15 protein-coding genes are annotated in these 20,661 nt (G+C 63.1%); 9 read left to right on the top strand and 6 right to left on the bottom strand.

The features are described 5' to 3' along the window. Entirely contained in the window at positions 1 to 1,737 is a 1,737-nt protein-coding gene (locus tag MEMAR_RS00120; RefSeq protein WP_011842882.1) for a radical SAM protein, read from the top strand. On the opposite strand, the gene MEMAR_RS00125 is transcribed toward MEMAR_RS00120, so the two are convergent. Both MEMAR_RS00125 and MEMAR_RS00130 read right to left on the bottom strand, forming a co-directional pair. After that, positions 1,734 to 2,567, bottom strand: a complete 834-nt coding sequence (locus MEMAR_RS00125) for an ABC transporter ATP-binding protein (protein WP_011842883.1) — start codon at positions 2,565 to 2,567, stop codon at positions 1,734 to 1,736. The two genes, MEMAR_RS00120 and MEMAR_RS00125, sit on opposite strands and share 4 nt — an antisense overlap. Next, the gene (locus MEMAR_RS00130; RefSeq protein WP_245526617.1) at positions 2,564 to 3,751 is read right to left on the bottom strand and encodes a FecCD family ABC transporter permease; all 1,188 of its coding nucleotides are present in this window, start codon (positions 3,749 to 3,751) and stop codon (positions 2,564 to 2,566) included. The genes MEMAR_RS00125 and MEMAR_RS00130 overlap by 4 nt, the downstream gene beginning before the upstream one ends. A gap of 362 nt (positions 3,752 to 4,113) precedes the next feature. Here MEMAR_RS00130 and MEMAR_RS00135 point away from each other — a divergent pair, with 362 nt between their 5' ends. The 5 genes from MEMAR_RS00135 (at position 4,114) to MEMAR_RS00155 (ending at position 9,444) form a co-directional block, all read left to right on the top strand. Further along, on the top strand, positions 4,114 to 5,199 hold the full coding sequence (locus MEMAR_RS00135; RefSeq protein ID WP_011842885.1) for an ABC transporter substrate-binding protein: 1,086 nt from the start codon (positions 4,114 to 4,116) through the stop codon (positions 5,197 to 5,199). A 17-nt stretch (positions 5,200 to 5,216) separates the two neighbouring features. Then, positions 5,217 to 6,323, top strand: a complete 1,107-nt coding sequence (locus MEMAR_RS00140) for a methyltransferase (RefSeq protein WP_011842886.1) — start codon at positions 5,217 to 5,219, stop codon at positions 6,321 to 6,323. Beyond that, entirely contained in the window at positions 6,323 to 7,162 is an 840-nt protein-coding gene (locus MEMAR_RS00145) for a DUF364 domain-containing protein (RefSeq protein ID WP_011842887.1), read from the top strand. The genes MEMAR_RS00140 and MEMAR_RS00145 overlap by 1 nt, the downstream gene beginning before the upstream one ends. A gap of 8 nt (positions 7,163 to 7,170) precedes the next feature. Next, positions 7,171 to 8,037 carry a class I SAM-dependent methyltransferase gene (locus tag MEMAR_RS00150; RefSeq protein ID WP_011842888.1) on the top strand — a complete coding sequence of 289 codons (867 nt, stop codon included), beginning with the start codon at positions 7,171 to 7,173 and terminating at the stop codon, positions 8,035 to 8,037. Positions 8,038 to 8,385: 348 nt separating this feature from the next. Continuing rightward, a complete protein-coding gene (locus MEMAR_RS00155; RefSeq protein WP_143706272.1) occupies positions 8,386 to 9,444 on the top strand; it encodes an ABC transporter substrate-binding protein in 1,059 nt (352 codons plus the stop codon). A gap of 347 nt (positions 9,445 to 9,791) precedes the next feature. On the opposite strand, the gene MEMAR_RS00160 is transcribed toward MEMAR_RS00155, so the two are convergent. Continuing rightward, positions 9,792 to 10,481 carry a nucleoside-triphosphatase gene (locus MEMAR_RS00160; RefSeq protein ID WP_011842890.1) on the bottom strand — a complete coding sequence of 230 codons (690 nt, stop codon included), beginning with the start codon at positions 10,479 to 10,481 and terminating at the stop codon, positions 9,792 to 9,794. Between the two features lie 228 nt (positions 10,482 to 10,709). Between MEMAR_RS00160 and MEMAR_RS00165 the strand changes: the two genes are divergently transcribed. From MEMAR_RS00165 to MEMAR_RS00175, 3 genes are read left to right on the top strand one after another with little or no spacing between them, the layout of a single operon-like run. Continuing rightward, complete coding sequence (locus MEMAR_RS00165; RefSeq protein ID WP_011842891.1) at positions 10,710 to 11,381, top strand: DUF5714 domain-containing protein; 672 nt, start codon at positions 10,710 to 10,712, stop codon at positions 11,379 to 11,381. Between the two features lie 38 nt (positions 11,382 to 11,419). Next, positions 11,420 to 11,905 carry a peptidylprolyl isomerase gene (locus MEMAR_RS00170; RefSeq protein ID WP_011842892.1) on the top strand — a complete coding sequence of 162 codons (486 nt, stop codon included), beginning with the start codon at positions 11,420 to 11,422 and terminating at the stop codon, positions 11,903 to 11,905. A gap of 10 nt (positions 11,906 to 11,915) precedes the next feature. After that, the gene (locus MEMAR_RS00175; RefSeq protein WP_011842893.1) at positions 11,916 to 12,386 is read left to right on the top strand and encodes a ribonuclease III domain-containing protein; all 471 of its coding nucleotides are present in this window, start codon (positions 11,916 to 11,918) and stop codon (positions 12,384 to 12,386) included. On the opposite strand, the gene MEMAR_RS00180 is transcribed toward MEMAR_RS00175, so the two are convergent. From MEMAR_RS00180 to MEMAR_RS00190, 3 genes are all read right to left on the bottom strand, one after another. Then, entirely contained in the window at positions 12,370 to 13,668 is a 1,299-nt protein-coding gene (locus MEMAR_RS00180) for an L-lactate MFS transporter (protein WP_011842894.1), read from the bottom strand. The two genes, MEMAR_RS00175 and MEMAR_RS00180, sit on opposite strands and share 17 nt — an antisense overlap. Before the next feature lie 5 nt (positions 13,669 to 13,673). After that, positions 13,674 to 15,563 carry an acetate--CoA ligase gene (gene acs / locus MEMAR_RS00185; RefSeq protein ID WP_011842895.1) on the bottom strand — a complete coding sequence of 630 codons (1,890 nt, stop codon included), beginning with the start codon at positions 15,561 to 15,563 and terminating at the stop codon, positions 13,674 to 13,676. A 307-nt stretch (positions 15,564 to 15,870) separates the two neighbouring features. Then, entirely contained in the window at positions 15,871 to 20,610 is a 4,740-nt protein-coding gene (locus MEMAR_RS00190) for a cobaltochelatase subunit CobN (RefSeq protein ID WP_011842896.1), read from the bottom strand. Positions 20,611 to 20,661 lie beyond the last annotated feature (51 nt).

Genomic DNA, 20,661 nt, shown 5'->3' on the forward strand with positions numbered 1-20,661 from the left:
ATGCGCTGCTCAATCTGCGAGAACCGCTGCGCCGTCCCGCCCGGGGGCGTCGGGCGGTGCAGGATGTATACGAACGAGGACGGAGCGATCGTCGAGCGGTTCCCCGACCGTTACATCGCGGCCATGCCGATCGCGATCGAGACGATGCCGATGTGCCACTACCACCCCCGTGGGACGTTCCTGCAGGCGAGCGGTATCGGATGCACCTTCTCCTGCGGGGGGTGCATATCCGAGACGATCGCCTTCCACGCGGAGGCGGTCTCCGGGGCCCTCAGGCATATCCCGCCCGGCGCTCTGGTCAAGCGCGCCTTAAAAGAGGGGTGCCGGGGGATAGCCTTCTGCCTCAACGACCCGACCGCCATGCACCGGACCTTCCTCGGGGTGGCCCGGGCGGCGCACGACGCTGGCCTCCTCGTCGGGTGCGCGACGAACGGCTATTACACGGAGGAGTCTCTCCGCGACATCGCGCCCGCCATCGATTTTGCGAACATCGGGCTGAAAGGAGCGTCGGATGCGCGTTACCGTGCGTGCGGCGCGCTCTCGGCGGAACCGGCCTTCCGGACGGTGAAGACCCTTCACGAAGCAGGCGTCCATGTCGAGGTCTCCTGCATCCACGCCCGGGGGTGCGACGACGAGATCCGGGCCGCGGCCGCCCGGGTCGCGGGGATATCTCCCGACATCCCGTTCCTCGTCATGCGGTTCATCCCGTTCGGCGACGAACCGCCGGAGAGGGAACCGACGATTGCGGAGTCGGAGCGGATCTGCGACGACCTGCGGCGGACACTCCGCTACGTCTACCTCTTCAACTCGCCCGGGACCGGGTACCTCGATACGGCGTGCCCGTCCTGCGGGAAGACCGTCGTCCGGCGGGAGTTCTTCGGGCCGATGGGAGCGCGGACGATCGCGATCCCGCCGGACGCCCGGTGCTCCTGCGGTTGTTCTCTCCCCGTGACCGGGAGCGTCGCGGAGACGCTGTACGCCGAGCCGGGGATGATGGGCGGCTACCGGTTCACCCGGGCGCTGGAGATGGTTCACGCCGTCCTGGTCTGCCTCGGTGTCGAGTCCGATGCCGACCTCGCCCGTATCTGGGCCGGGGTCATCCGGGACGACTACATCCGGGACCTCCACGGGAAGATCCAGACAATAGACGGCTACCTTGATCTCGTCCGTGAACTCGGGGAGCGGGCCGGCCGCACCGGGGCGGCGGAGAGGCTGGCCGGCTACATCGGCGACCGGGTGGCGGCGGTCTCGTCGGCGGTCGAGGGCTGCCGCCGGCCCCGGGTCTACTACTCAATGGGGTCGCCGCTCTTTGCCCTGAACGCCGACCGGTTCGAGATGGACCTCGTGGAAGCGGCCGGCGGCGACCCCGTTAACCGCGGGATCGTCCGGGCCGGAAAACCGGGCGTCAACATAACGCCGGAAGAGTTCGCCGCATTCAACCCCGAATATATCTTCATATCCGGGTTCCTCTCGGCACCCGCCTCCGATTACATCGCGGCGTGCCGGAGGATGGGGCTCTCTGCCGACGCCGTCGAACACAGCCGTGTCTACACCCTTCCGCCGGGCTGGGACTTCGGCAACCCCCGCTGGGTGCTCGGCCTCTCTGCCATCGCAGGCACCCTCCACCCGGAGCGTGCCGTCTTCGACCTTGCCGCGGAGCAGGATCGGTTCTACCGGACGTTCTACGGGACCGATGCGGCCGCGATCACGGGGAACCGGTCGTTCTACCGTCCTTAGGTGCCGTGGGGTTTTGTCCCGGCGGTATTCGCCCTTCCCCCGCCACGGCAGCCGCACGGGTTCATCGGGATGCAAACCGTCCGCCCGGCCTCCTTGATGTAGTGGACGCAGATATCGATCCCGTAGGCTTCACGGAGGTTCTCCTTCGTGATGACGTCCTCGGCCCGGCCCTGCGCGATCAGCCTGCCTTTATTGAGGATGGCGGCCGAATGCGAGATCAGGAACGCATGGTCGGGGAAGTGGGTGCACATCAGGATGGCGATCCCGTCGGCGGCGAGCTGGTCGATAGTCGCTATCGTCTTCATCTGGTTGCCGATATCGAGATGCGACGTCGGTTCGTCGAGGATGAGCAGCGACGGCTCCTGGGCGAGGGCGCGGGCGATCATCACCATCTGCGACTCCCCCCCCGACATCTCGGAGATGGACTTCTCCCGGAGATGGGTGATCCCGATCCGCTCAAACGCCTCCTCCGCCTTCTCGTAGTCCTCTTCGCCCGGGACCGAGAAGGCCGATATATGGGGGGCTCTCCCCATGAGGACGAAATCGAGCGCCGAGAACGGGAAGACAGCCTGGTGGGCCTGGGGGACGTAACCGACCTGCCGCGCGACTTCCTCGGGCCGCATATCGGCGACCCGGCGGCCGTTGATCTCCACCTCCCCGCCCTGGAGCCTGAGGATGTTTAAGATGCACTTGATCAGGGTCGATTTTCCGGTCCCGTTCCTCCCGAGGAGGGAGAGGACCTCTCCTTGCCGGAGGGAGAGGGAGATCTCTTCGAACTGTTTTGTGATGCCGTCGTACGAGAACGAGGCGTTGTTGACGTTCAGAATCATGATATCCAGCCTACCTTTTTGCGTGTTAAGAGGTATGCGAAGAATGGCGCACCGATGAGCGACGTCAGGATGCCGAGCGGGATCTCGGCTGCGGTCAGGGTTCTTGCGATATCGTCAACGATCAGGATGAAAGAAGCCCCGATAACGGCCGATACGGGGATGAGTTTCCGGAAGTCAGGGCCGACGAGCATCCTTCCTATGTGGGGGACGACGAGGCCGACCCAGCCGATGATCCCGCTGATACAGACCGCGGAGGCGGTGATGACCGTCGAGGCGATGATGAGCACCACGGTCATCCTCTTTGTGTCCACCCCGAGCGCCCGCGCCTCCTCTTCGCCGACCGCGAGGAGGTTGATTCGCCACCTGACGAGGTAAAGGCAGAGAGCGCAGAGAAGGATCGGCGGGGCGACCGCGATGACGTCGGCGTTCGAGACCGTAGAGAGGCTTCCCATCAGCCAGAAGACTATCGCGGGCAGGGTGTCGTAGGGGTCGGCGACGTATTTGGTGAGGGATATGAAGGCGGAGAAGAGTGATCCAACGATGATCCCCCCGAGGACGAGGACGAGGGTCGAGCCCTTGCCGACGGCCCGACCGATGCCGTAGGTGACGGCGACCGCGAGGATCCCGAAGAAGAAGGCGGAGACCTGGATGACCCAGGGGTTGCCGGAGAGGAGGATCCCGACGGCTGCCCCAAACCCTGCGCCGGCGGACACGCCGAGGATATCGGGCGAGACGAGGGGGTTCCTGAAGAGTCCCTGGAACGAGGCCCCGGCGATGGCGAGTCCTCCCCCGATGAGCATCGCCGCAATCAACCGCGGGAGCCTGATCCGGAAGACGACCACCTGTTCCGATGCTCCCCAGGTCTGCTCGAAGGAGGGGAGGAGGACCGGGTGACCGGAGACGGTCGAGAGCAGGGACGACGCACCGCCGAAGCATGCGTTCGCCGACCCGATGATGAGGATCCGGAAGGTCTCCACCGGGTCCATCATGTATCTCCCGAAGAAGAGGGAGAAGAAGAAGAGGGCAACCGGGAGGAGGTAGATGGCCTTCCCTGCCGGCATCAGCCGGAGAACGGCTTCATGGGCCGGTATGCCGTCCCGAAAGACCGATCGCCAAAAACCGATCGCAACATTCTTCCGGGGTTCCTGTCCGATCTCTATAATCGGTTCTTTCCTATGGGTCATCCGGTATACCGTCCATACCGGATATGTTTATTTGTTTTACTTAATTTTATGGCAATGTAAATGGCATAACCTTTACAACAACAATAAAAAGGTTCGGCGGACCCCGCCGTGTTGCACAATTTCCCGGGATTTCCCTCACGGATCTTCCTGCGGTAGTTTCACTCAGGCCACCGCCGCAACCAGCGTGTTGCAACAGTTCACCTGTGCCTGGTCTGAGATCACCGTGAGGGGCGGGCAGACAGGTTCGGGGATAGGAATATATCTCCAGCTAATATGTAAATATGTTTTATTTAATTTTGCTGAAAAGTAAATGATTATAGATAAATATGCGCGACGTCGCACTATTGTACGGTGTAGTCGGTATGAAGAAAGATGCTCGCCATCTGGTTCTCGCCATCGTGGCCGTCTGTGCCGTCCTGACTCTTGCTTTCGTCCTTGCAGCGCCTGGGACTGCCGGTGAAGAATCTGCTGCAACGGTCCGGACGATCACGGATATGGACAACAGGACGGTGACCATCCCCTCCGAGGTCAGGACCGTGGTCATCACCTGCTGTGGCGGAGCGGCGCAGGAACTGGCTGCCCTGGGGGTCGGCGACCGGGTCGTCGCCCAGCCGCAGCAATGCACTACGGAGCGCCTGTATACCGTCGTCCCGGGATACCGCACCACGCCCGACGTCGGTTCCTTCGACAACGCCAACGTGGAGGAGATCCTGAAACTCAACCCCGACATTGTTATCGGGAGTTATTATGCAGAAACAGGCAACGCCCGCATTGAAGCAGCCGGGATCCCGGTCGTGCGGGTGCTCACGGGGCGTGCCGGAGTCGAGGAACTGAAACAGGAGTTCCGCATGCTGGGTCAGGTCTTCGGGCGCGAGGAGCGTGCCGAACGGCTGGTTGCGTACTGGGATGAAACGCTCGCGCGGATCGAGGCGAAGATCGCCGATCTCCCCGAGGGCGAGCGGAAACGGGTCTATTACATGATGAGCACCCCACTCAAGACGGAAGGCCACAGTGCGTGGGGTAACGATATGATCCGCGCTGCAGGCGGGATTAACGTCGCCGGAGGGATCGACCAGAAGGTCATCCGTGGGGGCTATGAGATCTCTGCCGAAGAGCTCGTCCGGTGGGATCCCGAGGTCATCTACGTTGCATCGAACATGAAGGACTACTCGAGCCCGGCCGGTGCGTTTGTAGCCAACCCCCAGTTTGCGACCGTCACGGCGGTCCGGGACGGGGCGGTGTATCCGTGTCCCGTAGGAACGTTCTGGTGGGATCGCCCCGCACCGGAGAGCCCGCTCGGGATCCTCTGGCTTGCACAGAAACTCTACCCGGACCGGTTCGCCGACGTCGACCTCGCAGACGAGACAAAGAAGTTTTTCCGTGAGTTCTACGACTACGACCTTACGGACCAGGAGGTAGAGAGCATCCTCCACCCGACACCAATTTGAACGGATGTGGTTACACCATGACAAGACAGACAATCCAGCTCCGGCAGGTCATGCCGGCGGTAGAGGGCGTTGCACGCCTGGATGCAGCCCTGTCCGGGTACCAATCGTACCAGGTCATCTCGGCAGCGCTCGAACTCCGGTTCTTTGACTGGCTCTCGGAGCGTGGCCCGACCGCAAGAAACGACGTCACTGCAATCGGCATAAACGGGATGTTTACCCGGGGTTTCCTGACGGCGCTCGCCGATATGGGATATATCACGTTCGAAGAGAACGTGTGTGCAAACACCCCAATCGCCGAAGAACTCCTGGTCAGCACCAGTCCCACCTACCAGGGCGACCTGATTCTCGCCGCCGGCAGGGAGACGTCATCGTGGTCCCACCTGGCCGCAACGCTCAGGGACGGCATGGAGACGCCGAAAACCGGTCCCCGGCCGACGCACGATCACCTCAGGGCGGTCGCTCAGCGGTGCACCCGGGGCGAACTGCAACACGTCGTCGGCCTGATCGGCCAGCACTCCGGGTTCAGGAACGCCCGGTCCATGCTTGATGTTGGCGGTGGACACGGCCTCTACGCCGTCGCCCTCTGCCAGGAGAACCCGAACCTCCAGGCAACCGTCTTCGATCTCCCGCATGTGGTACCGCTGACCCGGGAGTACATCGGCAAATACGGTATGGGTGGACGGATCTCCGCCCGGGGAGGAGACATCCTCGTCGACGATCCGGGCAGGGGGTATGACCTCATCATCGTCTCGCACCTCCTCTACACGTTCCGGGACCGGCTGACGGACGTCCTCGGCAAGATCACGGAATCTCTTGCCCCTGGTGGCCTTCTCGTCCTCAACCATCTCTTCTGCTCACCGGGCTGCACCATATCCCCGGGGAGTGGGACTGCAGAACTCGATCGGGCACTCATGAGCGCCGGGCATCCGCTCTGCCACCCGGAAGGCCTTGAGGCCGTGCTCAAGCGCCTGGGATACATCGACATCACCAGTTCCCCCCACGAGACCGGAATGGGCTATGGCGTCCTCTTCTGTGCGACGAAAGATGGCGGCGAGACCGTGCATTGCCGGGACGGCTCCTCGTCTTCCGGGTGCAGCTGCGGGCCGGGCGGGTGCGGGAACTGATGGGTGACAGTACAGTCCTCGACGCGACTGTCCGGATTCTCAAGGAGCGCCTCGGGGAGAGGATGGATGACGTGAGGGTCGATCGCGCGGTTGTGGGAGTCTTTTTCACGGGAGTCAAACTCAGCACGGGCCATGGGGGTATCTGCGCCACGCCCATAAAGTCGATCCCGGAAGCCGTCTGCTGCCCGAGTTCGGCAAAGGCGCTGCCGCACTCGGGGAGGCTCCGGGAGCGGAGAATCGAAGCCTACCTTGCCGACGCTCTTGGAGACCGGCCGATGCGCAAGGCGCTCGGGATCGCGGCCGTCAGCGCATTATCGGCGCTCTGTGACGATGTATGCCCCGGGCCGGATCACCCCGTCGTACGCGGCGTCGATGCGGTCGATCTCCTCACGATACAGGAGAGCGGGAATGTCGTGGTCGTCGGGGCGCTGACCCCGTATCTGCGTGCCCTCAAGCAGGCCGGTCAGCCGTTTCGTGTCCTCGAGATGGATCCCCGTACGCTCAAGCCCGACGAGCTGCCGTTCTACACGCCGGTCGAGGAGACGGATATGGTCGTTCCCTGGGCTGACACCCTGGTCATCACCGGCACCACGCTGATCAACGGGACGCTCGACCACCTGCTCGAACTCGCCCGGCCGGAGGCCACGGTGGTCGTGCTCGGCCCTTCGGTGAGCATCCTCCCCGACGCTCTCTTCTCGCGCGGCGTGGAGATCGTCGGTGGAAACCAGGTGACCGACCCCGACCGCCTGCTGGATATCCTTGCCGAGGGCGGTTCCGGCTACCACTTTTTCGGGAAGGGGGCCGACCGGATCGCCGTCCGGCGGTCCCAGGAACCGTGAACGCACGAATGACACAGGATAATAATGTGAAATGCTGGATCGACTGCTGGAAAGCATCGGCACAGCACAGCAAGATAGTCAGTGACGACCTCCAGGCGACCCAATGGGACGAGCGGGCTGACCGCTTTGTACAGAACATGGATGAGGAAAGGCACCGGAAACGAGTTGGCGATGTTTTTGCAATTCTGGAGGAGGCCGGTTTCTCACCCGAGGGCGCACGCGTCCTCGACATCGGGTGCGGACCGGGCACCCTCTCCCTCCCCCTTGCCCGGGCCGGGGCGGACGTCACGGCCCTCGACATCTCGACGAGGATGCTCGACCACCTCAGGGAAACCGCGCAAAATGAAGGCTTGCGTGTTAACGCGGTCGAATGTTCCTGGTGGTCGGCCGATATCGACAGACTTGGGTTCCGGGAGAAGTTCGATCTCGTGATCGCGTCGATGACGCCGGGAATCAGGGACGTCGAGACCTTCGACCGGATGATGGCGTGTTCAAGGCAGTTCTGCTATTACAGCCGCTTCGTCGGGAGGGTGGGCACAGACGGGGCTCGCCGGGAGATTTTCAGGAAAATCCTGGGTGAGGAACCCGACAACCCCGGGCCGGATATGCTGTATCCGTTTATGTACCTCTACGTTCTTGGTTACCGGCCGCTTGTGAGACTCAGCCATGTTTCAAGGACCCAGGAGCGGGACTGGGCCGAAGCAGCGGAAGAGACGATCAACGATCTGAGATGCACCCGCGATGTTTCCAGCGATGTCGAGGAAAAGATCAGGGAGTATTACAAAAATGCGTCGCCAGACGGCAAATATCGTTCCGAAACAGAGAGTTGCAGCGGCATGATGGTCTGGTCTGTCACGGCCGGAGATGGGGTATAAGCGGGCTGAAACGATCGATGCTCTTCAGTTCGGCATGGGCGGGGAAATTAACGGAGAACTCCTCGCATCCCCTCTCCCCCATCCTGTCGCCGAACTTCGGGGGTTTACCGGAGTATAACCCATCAGAGATCTCCCAACCGGGTTCCGTACCAGGGGGTGCCCCGGCGAACTCACCGACCTCGCAACACGGGACAATTAACAATAAAATGTTAACATGTCTATTTTGTAAATAGAAAATATTAAACTCCCGGCGTTAAAGACGTTACATCACACCTGTGAGGCGATATGCCGGAACGCCTGAAGGGCTACCCGTACGGGACCTGCGTATGAGGCCTGCAGGGGGTGTTAATGATGAAAGAGACGAGTACAGTCCTGAAAGCGTTCATAACCCTATCATTTATAGCACTTCTGGCGTTCACCTGCGGCTGCACCGGGCAGGGACAGGCGACCGACAGCGGGACAACAGTGGTCACGGACATGGCGGGTCGGGAGGTCGTCGTCCCGAAGAATATCGATAGTATCGTGACGATCGGTTCCGTGCCGGTGCAGAACAGTTTCATGTTCGCCATGGGGCAGGGGGGGAAGATCGCCAACGATCTGCCGGAGTCATTCATCAAAGGAGGCAGACACAAGTACCAATACGTGTTCGAGCCCAATTTAAAGAACAAACCAACGATCCAGACCACGACCGGGGACTTCAATCTCGAGGAACTCATGAAGATCAACCCGGACGTTGCATTCACCATGAGCATGCCCTCGGTCGATAAACTCGAGAAGAACGGTATCCCAGTCGTTTATCTCTCCTGGACGGATGCTGAGGACGTGAAAGACCTGCTGCTGCTGCTCGGGGAGGTCTTCGGTGAGCAGGAGAAGGCCGGGAGGTACGTCAGGTACTTCGACGAGGCCACCGCCCGCCCGGGTAAGGCGGTCGCATCCTTGCCGGACGACCAGCGGCCAAGGGTGTTGTGTTGTTCATACAAGGGCATGTCTGTGGGCCACAAGATAGCCGAGTGGTATATCGAGAAAGCGGGTGGGATAGCTGTCGCTAAGGAGGCCCATGTTGCGGAGAGCCTGCAGCTTGATCTGGAGCAGTTACTTGCCTGGGATCCCGACGTGCTCATTCTTAGCAGCCATGATGAGATCCCCCTGGTTTACAACGATACACGGCTCAGCGGCGTAAGTGCAGTAAAGAACGGGAAGGTGTATGCGACGCCCGTGGGAGCGCATTACTGGATCCAGCGTACAAGCGAGACGCCGCTGATGGTGCTCTGGGTAGCGAAGACAATCTACCCCGAACAGTTCAAGGACTTCGATATGGAGGCAGAGGTCATAGCCTTCTACAAAGAGTTCTACAACTGCGACATAACACGGGAGCAGGCAGCGGAGATACTCAGCGGAACGGCATAAGCACCGCCGAATGTTCCGTGCCTCTAAATTCGCATAGAGGGAGTTGTTGCGGGTGAAAGAAAAACTACGGCCTGAAAAGCGCTCATAACGATATCACTCATAATACCGTGTTGCACAATCTCCAAGGATTTCCTCGCGGGTCTTCCTGCGGTGGCTTTGCTCGGGGTAAGGCCGTTCCCAACGTTCTTTCTTGGGCATGAAGGCCCGGAATGGACGACCGTCGTCATCACGTTTGCGGTTGGGCAACCTGAATATGCGACACGGCAGGCAGATCCCGTTTTTCAGCTGCAATCGAGGGCCGGAAGTCGTGGTCGTTCTGCTCTCTTCTGGATCAGAGGAGGGCCCCCTCACTCGTCCGGGCCGTAGCATCGCCGGAGGATCACCGGGGTGCTCCGCGGTGCCCCGGCGGCCGCGTCCGCGCACTGGGGAGGAGCGGCGATACGATCCCCCGGAACCGGAGGCGCCGGAACCGGGGAGAACGCCTGTGCCTCGCGCCACTCCCAGACGGCATCCATCACGGCCTCCGCCGTCGCCATGACGCTCGCGGCTCCGACGTCCACCACGACGGCGTTCGTGATCTTCCACCGCTCTACGACCGTATCGAGCAGCCGGCGCCGGACCGTCCAGACCATCGGCGGGTGCGGATGCGCGAGCAGGTGGTCGAGCTGCTCCGCCCAGACCGCGCCCTGGAGCTCGAATCTCCCCACCTCGTCGATGACCATGAGATCCGTCTCCCGCGGGTCCGGCGGCGCGAGCGCCCGGCGGCCGAACACGAGCCCCTCGGGGCGGAAGTAGAACCGGCCGTGGGCCTCGCACCGCGGGTCGGGGTCGATCGAACAGAGTTCCTCGTGCTCGCCGGTGGCGAGGTCGACCAGAGTGAACCCCGACCTCCGCCCGTCCCGCAGGTGTCCCGGGGCGATGACCCCGCGGACCCGGACGTTCAGCCCGACGATGAGCCCGAGAACCAGATGCAGGAACGTCGTCTTGCACTGGCCCTGCCCGCCGGTGATGATGAAGACCGGCGCCCGGTGGTTCATCCGTGGACCCCTCCGCTGTTGAAGACCGGGTCCGGGGTTCCGGGTGTGTCCCGGTCTCCTCCGGGGAGGGAAACCCCGGAGACGTTCACTCGGGAGTACATGGGTATACATTGCGACCCCGGGTATAAAACACTTTTACTTGTTGGGTTTGTTAATGTTGTAGCATTTACCCCGCGGATACCGCCGGATCCCGCAACCCTTATGCGGGGTCCGGTGCCTGGGGTGCCCATGAACCAGGAGAGGGCCTGTTCAGCCTGCAGGAAGAACCTCGCCCCGCGCGAGAGGGGGGCGGAACCGGCGCCGCCGGGCGAGGAGACGCTCTCGAACCTCGACCTGATCGAGCGGGTCTGCCTGACGACGACCGAGACCGATCCGCTCGCGCTCGCCTGCACGATCATGCGGCACCCACAGGTCAGCCTCCACGGCCCGGAGCACCACTTCCTGGTGCCGGCCGTCCTGCTTGCGGCTTACTACAACCACCGCGGGAGCCCGGAGAAGAAGGAACCGGCGCTCCGGCAGGCGAGAAAACGGGCCGAGGCCGTCCAGCCGGCCTTCTGCGGCACGCACGGGACCTGCGGTGCGGCGATCGGCACCGGGATCTTCATGAGCCTCATTACGCACTCCGGCCCGCTGAAGAAGGAGGAGTGGTCGCTCTCCAACCAGATGACGGCGCGGAGCCTCACGGCGATAGCCGTGAGCGGCGGGCCGCGCTGCTGCAAACGCGATTCGTGGCTCGCGATCGGCGAGGCGGTGAAGTTCCTCGCCGAGAAGTGCGGTATCCGTCTACCGGTGACGGAGCATATCGCATGCGAGTACGCGACCGTAAACCGCGACTGCACGGGTTACGAGTGCCCGTTTTACCCCGGCGAGGAGTCCGGGCCGCGCCCTCCATCAGTATAAGTAGCAACGATGAACAATACCATACGGAGCTAATGATTATGGCTGAGAAGAACGTCGTGCTCCACACGACCATGGGAGACATCACGATCCGCCTCTACGACGACATGCCGGTTACCGCGGGGAACTTTGAGAAACTCGCAAAATCCGGGTTCTACGACGGCACGATCTTTCACCGGGTCATCGCGAACTTCATGATCCAGGGCGGCGATCCCACCGGCACCGGGACGGGCGGGCCGGGCTACACCATCACCGACGAGTTCGTGAAGGGCCACTCGAACCAGCGGGGCACGATCGCGATGGCGAACACCGGACGCCCGAACTCCGGCGGCAGCCAGTTCTTCATCAACCTGGTGAACAACGACTTCCTCGACTGGGACAACCCCAGGACGCCGAGCGCTCACCCGGTCTTCGGCGAGGTCGTCGGCGGGATGGACATCGTCGACAAGATCGCGAAGGTGAAGACGGGCTCCGCGGACAAGCCGAAGGTCCCCGTCCGGATCGAGAAGGCGGAAGTCCTGGAGTAATCCTTTTTTTATGCGCCATAGTGACGCCGGCCGCAGGGACCCGGGCGTGATCGAGGAGCGGATCGGTTATACTTTCAAGGATCGCGCACTCCTCGAACGGGCGCTCACCCGCCTCGCCTACACCCTGGAGGCGGGCATTCCCCCCGAGACCCACATGGACGCCCTCGCCACCCTCGGCGATGCGGTCATCAACGTGGCCGTTGTGGAAGCGGTGGTCGCGGGCGGGGCGCACGACAAGGGCGCGATCAGCAACCGCAAAATGAACCTGGTGAACATGACCCGGCTCCGCGGGCTCGCAGAAGACCTCGACCTCGCCGACTACGTCCGCTGGGGGAAAGGCGAGGCCGCCCAGAGGGTCTGGACCTCCGGCCGGGTCCTCGCCGAGTGCCTGGAAGCGCTCGTCGGCGCCGTCTACCTGGACGGCGGGATGGACGCGGCTGCGGGAGTGCTCCGGCGTCTCGGGCTCACGGCGAAGGCGTAACCCCTTCTTCTCTCTCCTCCCCCGGTGCCGGAACCCCCGCCGGCGGCCGCATCAGGAGCCAGGCGACGGCGAACCCCACGGCGGCGAGGGCCGCGACCCACGGGAAGACGCCGAGGTAGGTCCCGGTCGCCGTCCGGATGAACCCCGCGAGCTGCGGTCCAACGATGGCGCCTGCGCCGTAGGCGAGGAAGACGACCCCATAACAGCGCGGGTAGTCGCACGTCCCGAAGTAGGAGGCCGTCGCCGCCGGGGCAATGGCGAGCCAGCCCCCGAGGCATCCCCAGAGGACGGCGAACGCGACGATGTAGGCGGGCACCCCCGGCGCGAGCCACATCAGGACGGATGCCGCCGCGATCAGGGCGAACGTCAGCATCGCCGTCTTCTGCGCCGACATCCGGTCGGCAAGCCCGCCGAACGCGGGCCGGCCCAGCCCGTTGAAGACGGCGAAGAACCCGACGAGGAGCGTTGCGAGCCCCGCGTCGACCCCGGCGAGTTCGGTTCCGACCGGTTTCGCGATCGAGATCGCCATGAGCCCCGCAAGGCATCCGACGAAGTAGCAGGCGAAGAGCCCGTAGAACGTCCCCGTCCGGAGCATCCCTCTCCGGTCGCACTCGCAGACCGGGACGGTGCCGACCCCGGGCGCGGGCGCCGTCCATCCCGCCGGCCGCCAGCCCTCCGGCGGGAACCGGAGCGGCAGGGCCGAGAGGACCAGGACGGCGATCAGCGCGGCGCCGAAGATCCGGAACGTCGCCATCACCCCGTATGCGGCGATCAGGGCACCTGCCGCGTTCGCGGTGACGAAGGCCGAGAACCCGAACCCGAGCAGGGCGAGCCCGACGGCAAGCCCCCGCCGGTCCGGGAACCACCGGGCGGCCACGGCGACCGGCGCCCCGTAGGCGATCCCGACCCCGAGGCCGCCGATCATGCCGTAGACGACGTAGAGGGCCTCGACCGACGTCGCCGTCGAGGCGAGGAGCCACCCGAGGCCCGTGAGGAGCCCGCCGACGACCGTCACCCTCCGGGGGCCGTAGCGCTCGATGTACTTCCCGGCGAGCGGCATCGCGATCGCGAAGAAGGCGAGGAAGACCGAGAACGGGAGGAGGACCTCTGCCGCCGTCACCTCCCGGCCGAGCGTCGCGGTGAAGTGCGCCGCGAGCGGCGCCACGAAGACGCTCCAGGAGTAGATGCTCCCGAGGCAGAGGTTGACGACGAGGCCGAGGGCGACGAGCCCCCATCTCCCCTTCTCCGCGGGCAGGCCGAAGATCGTTGGTGTTTCCGGCATGGGATCTACTCCTCGAGCGTTGAGATGTCGCCCGGGTCCATGCCGAGCTCGCGGGCTTTCAAGACCCGGCGCATGATCTTGCCGCTCCGGGTCTTGGGGAGCCGGTCCATGAACTCGATCTCGGCCGGAACCGCGACCGGGCCGAGGCTCTTTCTGACGTGCCGGGCGAGGTCGTCGGTGAGGCCGTCGCCGGGGCTCACCCCCACGCAGAGGGTGACGAACGCCTTGATGACGTTCCCTTTCAGGGGATCGGGTTTCCCGATGACCGCCGCCTCCGCCACCGCGTCGTGGGAGACGAGGGCGCTCTCGACCTCGGCCGTCCCGATGTTGTGCCCGGCGACGACGATCAGGTCGTCGGCCCGGCCGAGGACCATGATGTAGCCATCCTCGTCCTTCACCGCGAGGTCGCCTGCGGTGTAGCACCCCGGGATGGTGTTCCAGTAGGCGCAGTAGCGCTCGTCGTTACCGTGAACCGTCCGGAGCATGGCCGGCCAGGGCTCCCGGATCACCAGGAACCCGCCGGTGCCGGGCGGAACGGGTTTCCCCGTCCTGTCGACGACGTCCACGACGGCGCCCGGGATGGGCTTTCCGGCAAACCCCGGTTTCATCGCCTCGCCGATCATCGTGGTCACCATGTGCATCCCGGTCTCGGTCTGCCACCATGTATCCACGATCGGGCACCGCCCGCCGCCGATCGCGCGGTAGTACCACTCGAATGCCTCGGGGTTGAGCGGTTCGCCGACCGAGCCGAGCACCCGGAGCGTCGAGAGGTCGTATTTCGCCGGCCACTCTTCGCCCACCCGCATGAACATCCGGATGGCGGTCGGGGCGGTGTAGAAGATCGTCACCCCCAGATCCTGGACCAGCCGCCAGTAGGCGCCGGGGTCGGGGTAGTCCGGCGTCCCTTCGGCGAGGACGACGGTCGTGCCGACCTCGAGCGGGCCGTAGACGATGTAACTGTGGCCGGTGATCCAGCCGGTGTCGGCGGTGCACCAGTAGACGTCGTTCTCCTTGACGTCGAAGACGTGGCGGGTGGTGTAGTAGGTTCCGACCGCATACCCGCCGCAGGTGTGCACGATGCCCTTCGGGGCGCCGGTCGAACCGCTCGTGTAGAGGATGAAGAGCGGGTCTTCCGAGTCCATCGGCTCCGCCGGGCAGTCGGGTGCGGCACGGGCCATCAGGTCGGCGTAATCGACCTCCCGGTCGGGGTCGAGTTCGACGGCCGGCGTCTCGCGCCGGAGGACGACGACCCGCTCGACGCCCGGCGCATGGGCGAGCGCCTCGCTCGCGAGTTCGCGGAGCGGGACGGTCTTTCCCCGGCGGTAACCGACGTCTGCGGTGACGAGAACCTTCGCCTTCGCGTCGTTGATCCGCATCGCGAGCGCGTCCGGCCCGAACCCACCGAAGACCACCGAGTGGACGGCCCCGATCCGGGCGCAGGCGAGCATCGCGACGACCTGCTCGGGGACGAGCGGCATGTAGATGCAGACGCGGTCGCCCTTCTCGACCCCGAGGCTCGAGAGGCCGTTTGCAAACCGCATCACCTCGCGGTGCAGGGCCTCGTAGGACAGGATCCGCTTCTCTCCGCTCTCCCCGTGCCAGACGATCGCCGGCTTATCCTTACGGCCCCCGGCGACGTGGCGGTCCAGGCAGCTCGTGGTGATGTTCAGTTTTCCGTTGATGAACCATTTCGCATAGGGGTAGTTCCACTCCCTGACCCGGTCCCAGGGCTCGAACCAGTCGAGCTCGCGGGCGACCCGGTCCCAGAACCCTTCCGGGTCGCGCAGGAACTCGCTGTAGGCCCGCGTGTAGTCCGGCGTCCAGGCGGTCGCCTTGCACCGGGGATCGGGGTAGTAGCACTTCTCTTCCAGTTTCACGGCGAATGTTTCTGCCATTTCTCCTCATTCCGTCTTCATTCATCCTCCGGGCCTGTTTGGCCCGTAATCGTGCTACCGATGCATACCGGTCGCCGGCAGGCGGTGCCGGTCCCCGCGGGGCGTAACCATCGCAGACCTCTGTTCTGCGTGGCCGTCCTGGATTTTACATGATTAATAATGTATAATATGTGATAAACTTTGCGGTCCCCGGAACAACAGAAATCGGTCCGGGGGTGGAAGGCGGGGTTTGCATGAAGGACGCGGAGGGGCGGATGCCGGTCTCCGGCCTGCCCCCAATCCGCAGATGTCAAAAAGGATGAGTCCTTCACCGTCGCTTAAGCCAGAACCCGGCGGCTATTGCGCCGACGACCAGGATAACCAGCACCACGGGAATGAGGGGCGTGCTGGTGGTCGGATTGTCCACCGCATCCTGTACCTCCCGCATCACGTGGCCGCTCACCTCCTGCGCGGCCTTTGCCACATCGCCGGCCATTTTATCGACGGTCTTCCCGATCCCCGATGCATCCGTCGTGTTGGTGACCTGATCTCCCGTGCCGGAAGGAATCGGTGTGAACGTGGGGAGCGCCGAAGAGGAGGAGCGGGAGGATGGACGCTTGCCGCTGCTGCTGGAATCGGGTGCCTGGGATGCGGGGATCTGGCTCTGGATGTAGGCCTCCAGCTGGAGGTTGCCGCAGGTGTGGTGGCAGCATGTCACCCCGTGGAACTCGACCGACTGCTGGAACTCCTGTGCGAGGTGCTGCAGGACCTCAGCATCGGGGTTCCAGTATCCCTTTCTGGCGGCATCCAGCATCCTTGCGGCAATCGACTGATATGCGTAGGGATTGCGCGCATCGAGGAACTCTTTCAGGCCGAGATCGTACTGATCCTCGGCGTATGTCTTGTAGACGCTGTCCCACATCTCCTCCGTGATGAGATCCGGCATGGTGACGTCCCAGATCCACATGTTTTCCACGAATGCCTCCATGTAGCGGGCTCCGTCGAAGCCCTGTTCCATCATTCCCTTTATCCATTCGGGATTCAGGTACCGGGAACGGAGATCGCGGCTGACGAAGTGCTGGAGCGTCTCTAATTTCTGGTTCTGCGCGTCCCGCTGGTTATTGATATACATGTCGGGAGAGATTCCGGATACGCTCTTTACCGCCAGGTTCAGTCCTCCGAAGTAGGCCGCAACCATCGGGTGCTCCAGTGTTCCGTAGACGTTGGATGTCCTGGAGAAGACGGCGGAATCCACATCGCCCAGGTTTGCACGGAAGACGTCGGCGTACTGCTCTCCCCAGATCGTACTCCCGTAGACGTAGCCCATCCGGTTGATGTAGAGGTCGGCGAGTTCTTCGGTGCTGCTCCAGGTGTCGGTGGCCCCGATGGCGTGCTCTATGCCGGGGGTGTACGAGTCCGGCGGCGGGCAGAAGATGCGGGAGGCTGCAAGTTCCCTTGCGGTCTCCGCGTCGTACCCTCGATTGATGAGATCCTGATAGATCGTCGCGGTATGTTCGCGGACATAGTTCGGCGTGGCGCCGTCGTCGGCAGCGGCGGCAAGTCGCACTGCTTTATCGATCAGGAGTAATTTACCGGCATACATGTCCCTGTACGAGCCCGACGTGACAACGAGTACGTCGATACGGGGGCGACCGAGTTCCGCGGACGGGATCAGTTCCACATCGTCCACGCGGCCGTTGTTGTTCCATACGGGCCTGACACCGAGGAGGTAGAGGATCTCAGCCTCCATCGTCCCCTGGTGGCGCGACGTCTCGATCGACCAGAGCAGGAACGCGACTTTATCGGGATACGTTCCGTGCGATGCAATGTGCGCCGCGAGCAGTTCATCCCCGAGGGCCTGTCCGACCGTCCACGCGGCCCGGGTAGGAATGATCCGGTCGTCGAAGGTACAGAGGTTTCTGCCGGTCGGGAGCGCGTCCGGATTGCGTATCGGGTCGCCGTTCGGGCCGGGAGGGATGTATTTCGCCTCCAGGGCATCCAGGATACGCGGTATCTCGATGTTGCAGCCTTCGATCCGGTTCCTGTAGTCCAGTGCCCGGTTGAGGTCGGCGGTGACGTCCGCATGCGTGGCGCCCAGGAACGTCACCTGCGCGTCTGCCGGGGACGCGCCGTTGAGGATCACTTCGGCGAGGAGTTCCAGGCGGTTCTCTTCGCTGCCGCCGGCCGCAGAGACATGATCGGCGAACGGAGCGCCCAGCATGCCGTCTATCATGGTGACGAGTTGTTCGCCAGCCGGCACCTCGCCGAGCGTGTGCGAACCGTAGGGCATGAACGTGGTCTTCAGTTCCTGCAGGTATTCGTCCAGATCGTCGACAAAGGCATCAAATGCGGCAACATTGCCTTCCAGAGTCGTCAGGTCGGCACCGAGATCCGTATCGAGATCGAGTTCCTCGACAGTGGCGACGATCTCGGACCGGTACTCGGCCTTTACGGCCTCGTCAACGACCGTCCGGTAATTGGTGATGGTTTCGTCAAGGTCGGCGAGCGGGCCGTACAGGCCCGACGGAACGATGGTCGGGGTCAGGAAGTCGACAATCGCCATGTTTGCACGGCGCCGATCGAAGATCCCTTCCGCATCCATCGGGAGCACGTGGACGTGCGGCATATCGCCCATCAAAAGAGCCCCCCAATCGTCTGCGGCAAGCCCCGATTCTTTTCCGGGCATCATCTCGATGCCGCTGAAGATGGAGAAGATGGCGTCGGCCCCGTATACCCGGTCCATGTAGTAGTAGAAGGCCAGACACTGGTGTGTCGGGGGAATCGACCCGTCGTGATACATCACGTCGGTATCCTGGTTCCAGCCCCACATCGGGTCCGGCACGAGCAGGACGTTGCCGAACTGGATCGTCGGGATGACCAGGGAACGCACTCCTCCGTCTTCGTATACCATGATCTCGCCGGGGGGTTCGCCCCAGATATCGATCATCTCCTGGCGTTTTGTAGCGGGCAGTTCGTTGAACCATGCGAGGTACTGGCTTTCCGGGATCAGGATCACGTTGCCGGCCCCGACGCGGCTATCCAGTTCTTCCTGTGCCCAGGTTCCGATATTGTAGCCCTGCGTCGCCATCAGGTCGGCAAGTTCGTCCGCATCGGGCAGCTGGCCGGTGCCGAGGCCGTATCCCCGGTCCCGCATCGCCCCGAGCAGGCTGGCGAGGCTTGCCTGCGCGTTGAGGTAATAGTCGATGTCGGCGCCCACGGTCGCCCTCCCTCCTTCGGCGCTGTAGTACGGGATGACGATCTTCTTCTCCGCATTGGCGGTTCGGTGCAGGTTCACCCACCCGAGGGTGCGCTCCGTCAGCCACGCAACCTGATCCTCGAATGGCTTGTAGTAGAGTTCGGCCGTGACGGGATCGGGCTCCTTGCCCGCGACGACGATGGGTTCGATGACGCCGTCGAGTTCCGCCATGACCAGCTGGTATGCCTGCTCCGGCCCGACGCCGTGGGGGCTCTCTCTCCAGGTCGTTTCGTTGACGTCGTAAAAGAGCCTGACGGCGTTAAGCACCGGGACGTTGAGATACTGCAGGTTCGCGATTCCCCTCTCGGGGTCGGCGTAGTCGAGCCGGGAACCCTTCGAGATGAGCACGGCGGTATCGATGAGCACCGCTCCGTTGTTGTCCAGGAAGTAGCCGATTCGTACCGGGTCCTTGTAATGGTAGGTGGCCACGATAACGTTGACGCCCTCTTCTTCAAACGAACGAACCAGAGCATCGATCATGGGGCCGTCCCGGTCCATATACTTGTACTCGCCGGTGATGATGCCGACGGTCGGGCACGTCGCGTCGTATCTGCCGGAAGCGCCGTACCAGTCCAGATACTCTGCCGACGATGCGAAGATATTGGGGGCGTCGGGGTGATAGATGCCGTAAACGGGCCGCTCCTGGGGAGGCGCCACGTCTGCCGTAATGCCGCAGTACGTGACCCCGATATGGCGTGCCAGGTTCTCGAAGTTGGTATCGGATGGATATTCGAGGTAGGCGACGATCTCGGCAACGGCCGGATCGGATGGGTCGACGGTGTGCAGGTTGTAACTTTCCACGAGCGGCCCGCAGGCGATGACGACGCTCCCGTTATCCCGTGCGTCCTCTACAGTATCTCTGATGGCCTCGATGACCGGTGCGTCCAGGTTTGAGAGCAGAATGACGTCGTTTCCGTCGAGATTGAAGGAGAGATCTTCGTTCGATCTGCCAAGGTACACGGAGATGTCCATCATCGACCGGATTGTAGAGTTACCGGAGACCGATGTCATGCTCGCGACCTCGGATGTGCGGGAGAAGACGTACGCGATTCCTGGTCTGCCGGGCGGCGGGATGGGATCTGCAAGGTCGTGGTTGGCCCCGTAGAACCGGTTGTCCAGGGCCAGGAGGAGTTGTTCGAGGTTTGCTTCGCCGCCGTAGAGCCAGTATTGCCGCAGAACTTCATCTGCAGGGATACCGAAGGCCACGCCTTCGGGGAGGTGGCAGGTGATCACCGTGGCGTTCGGGTTCAGCGTACTGTTGATGTGCGCAACGGTATCGTTGCCGATGGAAGCGGCGAAGATGAAAAGATCTTCGGAGAAGTCGTGCAGCAGTGCTTCTTCGGAGAAGAGGGAGACGTTTGACGGGGTGCTCCCGGTTACGCCGGCGATCGCAGTCCGTCTCTGGCTGTCGTTCGTGACGATCGCGAACCTGTTCTCTGCGCCACCCCCTCGCATCTCCCCGGTCGCATTCTCTTCACCGGAACGGGTTATGGTGTCTTCTATTGGGAATGTGTCGCCGGCGGTTGTTGTCGGGGCCGGGGTCTGCGTGGCATTCCCGGCGTCGGAGGGTTCGAACTGCGGTTCTTCTTTCCCGGAGAACGGTGGTTCTTCCTCCACTTCCGTCCCTGTTGCCTGCGGCGCAGGTGTGGTCTCAACCGGGTCCGGGGTGTCGAGCCCGCCCGTTACGTTCAGGGTCGACCCGCTCTCCTCCGGGTCCGCGGCGTCTTCACCCGCCACGGGTGCGATCAGGAGGAGAGCGATCGTGATCAGTGCACACAGACTGTATAGCTGGTTTTTTCGTTTAACTCTCATAATCTGGCCTCATTTCCTCCCGGCAACTCTCTCTGTGGCCGGGCATTTACT

The organism is Methanoculleus marisnigri JR1, assembly GCF_000015825.1.
In the GTDB taxonomy this organism is placed as follows: domain Archaea; phylum Halobacteriota; class Methanomicrobia; order Methanomicrobiales; family Methanoculleaceae; genus Methanoculleus; species Methanoculleus marisnigri.